The sequence below is a fragment of the Synechococcus sp. R55.8 genome, assembly GCF_047461895.1.
Taxonomy (GTDB): domain Bacteria; phylum Cyanobacteriota; class Cyanobacteriia; order Thermostichales; family Thermostichaceae; genus Thermostichus.
Map to the genome: position 1 here is coordinate 1 of NZ_JANSIB010000056.1, position 6,260 is coordinate 6,260.

The following is a 6,260-nucleotide window of genomic DNA, read 5'->3' on the forward strand; positions in this document are numbered from 1 at the left end:
CTCTCATAAGGGCTTCTGTTTTATCTTAGGAAGAATCCACCCAGGGATCCCTTAGGTTGTCCTTGGTTGGTATCCCTTTGGCAAGATCCGCTAGCCCAACCCAGGCCATGTTGCCCGTTCGCCCCCGCGAAACTGTTTCCATGTTCACCCGCGACGGGATCCAACTGGACGCGGATGTCTATCGCCCGCAAGGGGAGGGGAGCTACCCGGTTTTGCTGATGCGGCAGCCCTATGGGCGGGCCATTGCCTCGACGGTGGTGTATGCCCATCCCAGGTGGTATGCGGCCCAGGGGTACATTGTGGTCATCCAGGATGTGCGCGGACGGGGAACCTCCAAGGGATCCTTCTACCCTTTCCGCCATGAGGTGGAAGACGGGTTTGACGCCGTCAATTGGGCGGCTGCCTTGCCGGGGAGCAACGGCGTAGTGGGCATGTACGGCTTCTCTTATCAGGGCATGACCCAGCTGTATGCGGCTTCTACCCGTCCCAGCGCCTTGAAGGCCATCTGCCCGGCGATGCTGCCTTACGATCTCTATGCCGATGCCGCTTACCCAGGGGGGGCCTTTGCCTTCTACAACAACCTCAGTTGGGCCTTGCAACTGGAGACCGAAGGGGCGCGTCTCAGGGGGGATGCCAACGCCTACCAAGCGCTTTTGAAAGCTGCCCGCAATCTCCCCCTCTACGACCCTATCCCCCTCAAGCCGGGGGTGTTGCAGCAGTATGCCCCCCAGTCCTATTACTTCGACTGGCTGGAGCACAGCGAGCCGGATGAATACTGGCGCAAGCTCTCTCCCCGTCTAGAGGTGGTGGATCTGCCGATGCTACACATTGCCGGCTGGTTTGACAGCTACCTGAGTGGTAGCCTGCGCCTCTACAAGGAAATGAGCGCCCGCAGCCAGAACCCTCAATACCTGATCATCGGCCCTTGGATCCATCTCCCTTGGGGGCGCAAAGTGGGGGCGTTGGACTTTGGCCCAGAGGCTGTCAGCCCCATCGATCGCCTGCAGGTGCGCTGGTTTGACCAGTTCCTCAAAGGCAAAGATACAGGGATCCTCCAGGAGCCGCCGGTACGCCTGTTCGAGATGGGATCCAACCGCTGGCGCGGCTTTGATGCTTGGCCTACCCCTGAGCCAAAAGCTTTTTACCTACACAGCACCGGCTTGGCTGCCCTTTCAGAAGCAGAGGGATCCCTTCGCCCTGAACCCTCGCCGACGCAACAATCGGATACCTTTGTTCACGATCCCTGGCGACCGGTGCCGGCCTTGGGGGGCCACCTAGTTCAGCCTGCCGGGCCGCAAGAGCGCTCCGCCCTCGACTGCCGCACCGATGTCCTGACCTATACCACTCCGCCGCTGCAAGCCGAGCTGGTTCTGGTCGGGGACATTGCTGTGGAGGTGTACGCGGAGGCCGACAGCCCCAGTTTCGATCTTTGCGCTGTGCTCTCGGTGGTAAGGCCCGATGGGCAGGTGTATAACTTTTCCCAAGGCTATTGTCGCCTACGGGATCCCCAGCCCAGTACCCCCATTCTGATTCCCTGTCAGCCCACCTGTATTCGCATTCCTTGCGGTCATGCTCTGCGCCTCAGCCTTAGCGCGGCTTGTTTTCCGGCCTATCCTGTCAACACAGGCACGGGAATGCGGGAAGAGCGGCTGATTGAGGCCCGCATTCTCACCATCACTCTCCGCAGCGGTGGCGAGACGCCTTCGCGGCTGCACCTGCCCATGGCTTGAAGCCAAGAAGAGACCAAGCTTCGGGATCCCGTTCGCAATCCCCGCTTACAAAGAGACACCAAACGTTAGGATAGAAACAGGCAGGGCAAGGGAACACCATGTTGCAAGACCCAAAGTTGATCCGGCACTATCAGGCTTTGACCGATGCTCTGGTGGATACCTGGCAGCGGGGCTACCGGCGCACCGATGAGCTACGTCTGCTGGTGGATGGCTACCTGCTGGCCTTGCGAACTGGCAAACAATTGGAGCCCTTCGAGATCTATCGCATTGAGGACGAGGTCAACCGCTTCCTCTACGATCCGTCCAACTTCATAGATCCGGAATTGGAGCCAGAGGCGGAGCCGATGCGGGGTTATTGATTTTGTGAATCCCTGTTGGCGATCCCTAGAACAGGTGGGGCAAAGTTTTGATTCCAACCTTTTCTGATCTCCCCTCGCCCCTTGGGAGAAAGACTAGGGGGGAGGGCGCTGACTGAGTTCTGGTTTTGTCGAGCATCTTGCGCCTGGTAGGCTGAGAGGGATCGATTCGTTCCTGATTCCAGTCGTATCGGTTCTATGGCGGTTTGGGATAGGGTGATGGCCTCCCGGCGTCTGCCTCTGCTGGGATCCGGCCTGGGCCTGGGAATAGCCCTGACTCTCTGGTACGGGCTGTCCAGCTACCACGTGCTGCAGATTGGCCTCTGGCTGCTGAGCATCCTGCTGGTGGGGTTGTATTGGGCGCAGTTTTCCCCGGCTCAACCCCCTTGGGATCCGACGCGGCTGCGCTGGCGACAGGAGCTGTTGCACCTGGGGCTGTTGGTGTTGGTCTTTGCCCCGATCTACCTCTACGACCTGCCCAACATCCCTTTTCAGATCAATACTGACGAGATTGTGATCACCTCCATGGCCCGTCGCGCCTCAGGGGTGCGCTATCCCGATATCTTTGGGCTGATGCCGGAGTATTTCTATTTCCCCCGCTTCATGTTCAGCCTCTTCGGCGGCCTGACGCGGCTGATGGGGGGAGTCACGCTGCTCAATGTGCGCACGGTACATGCCGCCTTCGGGGTGATCACCATTCTGGTGGCCTACGGGTTTTTTCGGGCATTTTGGGGATCCCGGCTGGCTTTGGCGGGGGCGGCCCTCTTGGGATCCAACCACGCCTTGCTGGGCATCAGCCGCATGGCCATGCGGGAAAACCTGATTGTGCTGGTGGAGTGTGCGGCCCTGGCCTTGCTCCTCAAGGGCGTGCGGGAAAAAAATCCCCTGTTGCTCTATCTGGGGGGAGGAGCGGCGGCTTTCTCCCTCTACGGCTATTTGCCGGGGCGGGTGGTGATCCTGTTGGGGTTGCTGTTTGGAGTTCTGTACCTGCTCCTGGGCCGGGAGGATCTCCGAGGAGAAAACAAGCAAGCTAATCCCCTCTGGGTCCTGGCTAAGCTGACGGTGCCCGCGGCGCTGGGCTTTTTTCTGGTGGCTGGGCCCATTCTGGTGGCCACGGTCACAGCACCTGCGGTGAGCGCCGAGTACTCTCGCCAACAATTTCTCTTTTTCCCGGAAGGGCGGGCGTTACAACAGATGTGGGTGAATGCGGCTACGCCAGAGGAGGCGGTCTGGCGCAACATCTTCAACGGCCTGAGTATGTTCAACGACCCCGGCCAGCACGACCGCGGCTACATCTATCCCAACTACGGCCATGCTTTTGTGGATCCCTTGACGGGGGCTTTGATCTGGCTGGGGCTGGGATCCGGCCTCTACCGCCTTTTCAAGAAGCGCAGCCAGCCCCACGACTGGCTCTGTATCGGCAGCTTCCTATTTCTCTACCTGCTGTTTAGCTTGGCCATCACCAAAGCCCCCAACTACACCCGCCTGCTGGTGATCCTGCCCTTTGTAGCCTATCTAACCTTGGAAGGGATCCAAGTGCTGGCAGGTCTCCTGGAACGCTGGGGATCCCGGGCCGGGAGTTGGCTGCCGGCGGCGGCGATGGCGGGGGCAATCCTGCTGATTGGGGGGTGGAACCTGGCCATTTTTGGAGACTTTGTCCACAAAGGCTGGACGCAGGGCAACGATGTGGGGGCCACCGGGCGCTATGTGGCAGCTCGCCAAATGGATCCCGACTACCGCTTCTATCTGGCGGCTAGCACTGCCTACCCCTATTTCAGCTGGGGGGAACCCCACTATTGGCAAAGCTGGATCCAATTTTTTGCCGGACGGGAACAAAAGGTAGCGGTGTTTTCCCCTGAGGTGTTGCCCATCCAGGCGCTGGAGCCACCGTTTACCCTGTTCATGAACGAGTGGGTATGGGATCAGCAAGGGGCAGAACTGCAACGGCGTTTTCCCAGCGGACGGTTGCACCGGATCCCTGCCGAGCGGGGGCTATGGGCCTTTGAGGTGGCGGATCCCTAGAGCTCCCCCCTGGTTTGGCCAACCCACCGTCCGCGGGACGGAGTCCTTTCGCGTCAGCGGGACGGAGTCCTTTCTTTTTACCAGGCTAAAAGTAGCTGAAAGCACACTATGCAGATCCAGAGCCGCCAACAGTAGAAGAAGTAGAAGAAGATGATAGCGTTCCAGGGATCCCAGACGTGCGTTTTGATGCCTACGACCCGGGCGAGGGGTTTTACGACGAGCTGTTTTTGGGGCGTAACCAGCCCCGTCCTGAGGCGATCCCGCTGATTGAGCGCATTCATTCTCTGGAAGAAGGGGAACTGCAGCAGCGGCAAGCGGCAGCACAGGCGGCCCTCTTTCAGATGGGGGTGACCTTCAACGTCTATGGCGATAGCCAGGGCACAGAGCGAATTTTCCCCTTTGACATTATTCCCCGTATCGTCTCAGCTTCCGAGTGGCAGCGGCTGGAGAAGGGCCTTAAGCAGCGCATCCACGCCCTCAACCTGTTCATCGACGATGTTTATCACGACCAGAAAATCCTCAAGGATAGGGTGATCCCTGCCGAGCTGATCGAAACGGCCAAGGGATTTCTGCGGCCCTGTGTGGGGCTCAACCCACCGGGGAGAATTTGGTGCCACGTCACCGGCACCGACTTGGTGCGGGATCGGGACGGAACTTGGTACGTGTTGGAAGATAACCTGCGCTGTCCGTCGGGAATCTCTTATGTGCTGGAAAATCGGCGGGTGATGAAAAGCACCTTTCCCTCCCTGTTCAACACCATGGGGATCCGCCCGGTGGACGACTACCCTAGCCATTTGTTGGATACTCTGCTTAACCTGGTGCCGCACCTAGCCAACCCAACGGTGGTGGTGCTCACCCCCGGCATCTACAACTCCGCCTACTTCGAGCATTCTTTCCTCGCCCAGCAGATGGGGGTGGAGCTGGTGGAAGGGCGGGATCTGGTGGTGGCCGATGGCTATTTGCAAATGCGCACCACCAAAGGGCTGCAGCGGGTGGATGTGATCTACCGCCGCATCGACGATGACTTCATCGATCCCCTTGCTTTTCGCCCTGATTCCCTCTTGGGGGTACCCGGCCTGTTTGAGGTCTACCGGTCGGGGCGGCTGGCGATCGCCAACGCTTTGGGAACGGGGGTGGCGGACGACAAGGTGATCTACGCCTATGTGCCCCAGATGATCCGCTACTATCTGGGAGAGGAAGCCATTTTGCCCAACGTGCCCACCTACCTCTGCTGGGATCCTAAGGATCAGGCGTATGTACTGGAAAACCTGGACAAGCTGGTGGTGAAGGCAGCCAACGAGTCAGGCGGCTATGGCATGCTGATGGGATCCCAGGCTACACCGGCAGAGCGGGCTGCTTTTGCCGAGAAAATCCGCGCCCAGCCGCGCAACTACATCGCCCAACCCACCCTGTGCCTTTCTCGCGTGCCCACCTTGGTGGATCGGGGAGAAGGCCCCCGTCTAGAACCCTGTCATGTGGACTTGCGGCCCTATATCCTCTACGGCAAAGAGATCTACGTTCACCCAGGGGGGCTGACCCGCGTCGCCCTCAAGAAGGGATCTCTGGTGGTGAACTCCTCCCAGGGGGGCGGCAGCAAAGATACCTGGGTGCTCTGCGCGGATCCCGGCTGTTGAGAGACGGCTTGCAAAATAGGTTCAGAGCCGCTCGCCCGAACCTCTGCTCCACCGGCCAAAGCGGCTGGCATGCTGAAGCGCCAAATCCACGTAGTGCTGGGCGTGAAGGCGCAGTTGCTTGACCTCTTCCTCGGTGAGGGTGCGGATAACCTTAGCCGGGATCCCCGCCGCCAAAGAGCGAGGTGGCACAGACCGGGTGACCACCGCTCCAGCTCCCACCATGCTGCCCGCCCCGATGGTGACCCCGCTCAAGAGAACGGCCCCAATCCCGATCAGACATCCCCCCTCGATGTGGGCACTGTGGATGACCGCTCGATGGCCTATGGTCACTTCCTCGCCAATCAGGGTCGGCTGTCCGGGATCCCCGTGCAGAATGGCTCCATCTTGGATATTGCTGCGGCGGCCAATGACAATGGGCGAGAGATCCCCCCGCAAGATGGCCCCGTACCAGATGCTCACCGCTTCCGCAAGTTGGACATCGCCGATCAGTGTGGCATTGGCGGCAATAAAGGCTGCCT

The 6,260-nt window shown here is 59.8% G+C and carries 5 protein-coding genes; 4 read left to right on the forward strand and 1 reads right to left on the reverse strand.

The features are described 5' to 3' along the window. Nucleotides 1-77: 77 nt before the first annotated feature. The 4 genes from NW829_RS07145 to NW829_RS07160 all read left to right on the forward strand — a co-directional run bounded on the left by NW829_RS07145 (nt 78) and on the right by NW829_RS07160 (nt 5,742). Nucleotides 78-1,730 (forward strand): CocE/NonD family hydrolase, encoded by a 1,653-nt coding sequence (locus NW829_RS07145; RefSeq protein ID WP_414416764.1) that lies wholly within the window; start codon nt 78-80, stop codon nt 1,728-1,730. A gap of 98 nt (nt 1,731-1,828) precedes the next feature. Further along, on the forward strand, nt 1,829-2,089 hold the full coding sequence (locus NW829_RS07150; RefSeq protein ID WP_011434405.1) for a DUF6761 family protein: 261 nt from the start codon (nt 1,829-1,831) through the stop codon (nt 2,087-2,089). A 216-nt stretch (nt 2,090-2,305) separates the two neighbouring features. Further along, nucleotides 2,306-4,108: a glycosyltransferase family 39 protein gene (locus tag NW829_RS07155; RefSeq protein WP_414416765.1), complete on the forward strand. Its 1,803-nt coding sequence runs from the start codon at nt 2,306-2,308 to the stop codon at nt 4,106-4,108. A 176-nt stretch (nt 4,109-4,284) separates the two neighbouring features. Further along, a complete protein-coding gene (locus NW829_RS07160; RefSeq protein WP_414416766.1) occupies nt 4,285-5,742 on the forward strand; it encodes a circularly permuted type 2 ATP-grasp protein in 1,458 nt (485 codons plus the stop codon). A 21-nt stretch (nt 5,743-5,763) separates the two neighbouring features. Here NW829_RS07160 and NW829_RS07165 read toward each other — a convergent pair. Further along, nucleotides 5,764-6,260: gamma carbonic anhydrase family protein (locus NW829_RS07165; RefSeq protein ID WP_414416767.1), on the reverse strand; the 497-nt coding region annotated here is incomplete at its 5' end.

Excerpts from the sequence above, each read along its gene's own strand:
- NW829_RS07150 (WP_011434405.1), top strand. The coding sequence starts at position 1,829 with ATGTTGCAAGACCCAAAGTTGATCCGGCACTATCAGGCTTTGACCGAT.
- NW829_RS07155 (WP_414416765.1), top strand. The coding sequence starts at position 2,306 with ATGGCCTCCCGGCGTCTGCCTCTGCTGGGATCCGGCCTGGGCCTGGGA.